Origin of the sequence: Rhodoblastus sp. (assembly GCF_041915505.1) — a bacterium.
Taxonomy (GTDB): domain Bacteria; phylum Pseudomonadota; class Alphaproteobacteria; order Rhizobiales; family Beijerinckiaceae; genus Rhodoblastus.
This window is the reverse complement of the sequence record NZ_JAYSBG010000410.1, coordinates 1-2,885: the sequence shown is the minus strand read 5'-3', so window position 1 is coordinate 2,885 and position 2,885 is coordinate 1. Positions and strand designations below refer to the sequence as shown.

4 protein-coding genes are annotated in these 2,885 nt (G+C 67.2%); 3 read left to right on the top strand and 1 reads right to left on the bottom strand.

Going from position 1 to position 2,885, the window contains the following annotated elements; all coding sequences use genetic code 11:
* Positions 1-656: MarC family NAAT transporter (locus tag ACE3S9_RS17805; RefSeq protein WP_374547817.1), on the top strand; the 656-nt coding region annotated here is incomplete at its 5' end.
* A gap of 13 nt (positions 657-669) precedes the next feature.
* Here ACE3S9_RS17805 and ACE3S9_RS17800 read toward each other — a convergent pair.
* A complete protein-coding gene (locus tag ACE3S9_RS17800) occupies positions 670-1,491 on the bottom strand; it encodes a hypothetical protein (RefSeq protein WP_374547816.1) in 822 nt (273 codons plus the stop codon).
* Between the two features lie 157 nt (positions 1,492-1,648).
* Between ACE3S9_RS17800 and ACE3S9_RS17795 the strand changes: the two genes are divergently transcribed.
* Entirely contained in the window at positions 1,649-1,840 is a 192-nt protein-coding gene (locus tag ACE3S9_RS17795) for a hypothetical protein (protein WP_374547815.1), read from the top strand.
* Between the two features lie 120 nt (positions 1,841-1,960).
* Positions 1,961-2,885: ATP-dependent helicase (locus tag ACE3S9_RS17790; RefSeq protein ID WP_374547814.1), on the top strand; the 925-nt coding region annotated here is incomplete at its 3' end.

Below are 2,885 nucleotides of genomic sequence, written 5' to 3'. Positions count from 1 at the left end.
CAGGGAGCCTCATGACCGCTTTCCGATTTGCCGAGCTCGTGCTGCTGGTCTTCGCCGGCCTGCTGCCGATCATGAATCCGTTCAGCACGGCGCCGCTGCTCATCGCTCTCACCGCCGGCATGACGCGGCACGAGCGCAACCGCCAGACCCTGCTCGGCTGTCTCTACGCTTTCTGCATTCTGGCGACCTTCCTGATCGCCGGCCGGTTCATCATCAGCTTTTTCGGCATTTCCCTGCCCGGCATCCGCATCGCCGGCGGCCTGATGGTGTCGACCCTGGGCTTCCGCATGGTCTTCCCGTCGAGCGCCCCGAACGACGAAAAGGTCACGGCCCAGACGGACATCGCCTTTTCCCCGCTCGCCATGCCCTCGCTGAGCGGCCCCGGCTCGATCTCCGTCGTGCTCGCGACCTCGGCGCAAATCCCCGACGACAAGATGTTCATCGGCAATATCATTGTGCTGATCGGCATCGCCCTGACGGCGTTCACCGCTTGGCTGGTGCTGCGCGGCGCGATTTTCCTGGTCCGCTTCCTCGGCCCAACCGGCATCGACGCGCTGACCCGCATTTTCGGCTTCCTGCTGATCTGTATCGGCGTCCAGTTCGTGCTGATCGGCGTGAGCGACTTTTTCGTCCCCTTGTTCACCGGCGCGAAATAAGGCGCCGTCCCCGTCAGACCAAGCCCTTCAATTCGACCTGCTCCCAGCCGTTCAGCTCCATCTGGACGGCGAGCAGGACCGCCCGGGCGATCGCCTGTTCGGTCCGGTCGACGCCGGAAAACGGCGTCAGGGAATCGAGCGCGACATCCGCCAGCGTCTCGCCCTCGGCGACCGCCGCGCCCGGCCGCCGCAGGCCGATCAGGCGTCCCGCGCGCGGCGCGACAATGGGCGTGTCGCCGATATGGCCGAGAATGTCGCCCCGCGCGACCAGGACGCCGATTTCGCGTTCGGCGCGGAACCGCCCCGCATGCGGCGCATGGGCCAGGCCGGCCTGATGGAAGCCCCATTCGGCGCGCGGGCGGAAAGCGGGCGCGCCGCCCGCGCGGATCACCGCGCCCGGATCGAGACCGTCGGTGGCGACGACGAGATCGCAATCCTCGCCCGCGCGGGGGCCGGCCCCGAGGCCGATCCGGAACGGCGCCTCGAACAGATCCTCTTCGCCGCGCGCGCCGCTTTCACGGCCGCCATCGACGATCACGTCCCAGGGCCAGCGTTCGACCGCTCCCGCAATGGGACGGGTCAGGACGGGAATGAAGCCTTTTTGGCGCAAACCCGCCAAAAACTCCCGCTCGCGACGCGCGCAGCGCGCCTCGACGCCGTCGAGGCAGGCGACGCCGCCGGCCCAGGCGTCGGCGAAGGACATCTTGCGACGGAGGATTTTCGGGTCTTCGGCCTGATGCAAGGCCACGGAATAGCCGGCGAGAAACAAAAGACGCGCCGCCGCCGAGGCCAAAGGCCCCATGCCCAGAACCAAGATGCAGGTTTGCTCGCTCATCGTCCGACCGCCGCCCGAAGCCTCCTCTCGTGGGCAAGCAAGAAATTGGCCGCTTTGCGTCGCCGAACCCATCCGTCATAGCCGCAGTTGCCGCGGCGCCGGGAAAGGCGATTAGATCAGCCTGGCCGCTTCCAGCGGCCGAGAGAGGAGACTCATGATGAAGAAAATCCTTTTCGTCCTCGGCGCTCTCGCCTTGCTCGCGGAACCCGTTTCCGCCATGCCGATCCGCGTCTCGCACGACGACGCCGTCGTCGGCGTCCAGCCCACCAAGACCGTGACCGCAGCCGGCGTCGCGCATCGCTCGACCCGCCGCACCGCCCGCCGCGTCAATCGCCGCCACGGCTATTGAGGCTCCTCCCGCGCCGCCGCCGGCCCGTTCCGGCGACGGCGTCCGCGCGTCGCTTTCCGCTCCCTCCTGTTCGTATTATGTTCGGTCGAACGCGACCTGATTCGCAGGATGGGAGCAAGGGTGAGCGCCGCCGCTTTTCTCGGCAAACTCAACGACCAGCAACGCCACGCCGCCGTTTACGGCGTCGGCGGCGCCGCGCCGGGCGGGCCCCTGCTCATCATTGCAGGCGCAGGCTCGGGCAAGACCAATACTTTGGCGCATCGCGTCGCCCATCTGATCGCCTCGGGCGCCGATCCGCGCCGCATCCTGCTGATGACCTTTTCCCGCCGCGCCGCCGCGGACATGTGCGGCCGCGTCCGGCGCATCTGCGCCGAGGCGCTCGGCGCCAAGGGCGGGACGCTCGCCGAGGCCCTGGGCTGGGCCGGCACCTTTCACGCCATGGGCGCGCGGCTGTTGCGCGAATATGCCCCCGTCATCGGCCTCACGCCGGATTTCACCATCCACGACCGCGAGGACAGCGCCGATCTCATCAATCTCGCCCGCCACGATCTCGGCTTCTCCAAGACCGACAAACGTTTCCCGGCCAAGGCGGCCTGCCTCGCGATCTATTCCCGCGCGGTCAATTCCGAACAGGAGCTGGACGAGGTTCTCAGCCGCCAGTTTCCCTGGTGCGCCGGCTGGAGCGCGCAATTGCGAAGCCTGTTCGCGGCTTATGTCGAGGCCAAACAGGCGCAGAACGTGCTCGATTATGACGATCTGCTGCTTTATTGGGCGCGGATGGCGGCGGAGCCGTCGCTCGCCGCCGAAATGGGCGAGCGCTTCGATCATATTCTGGTCGATGAATATCAGGACACCAACCGCCTGCAGGCCTCGATCCTGACCGGGCTGAAGCCGGACGGACGCGGCCTAACGGTGGTAGGCGACGACGCCCAGTCGATCTATTCCTTCCGCGCCGCCGATGTGCGCAATATTCTCGATTTTCCGGCGCGCTTCTCGCCGCCGGCGCAAATCGTCACGCTCGACCGCAATTACCGCTCGACCCAGC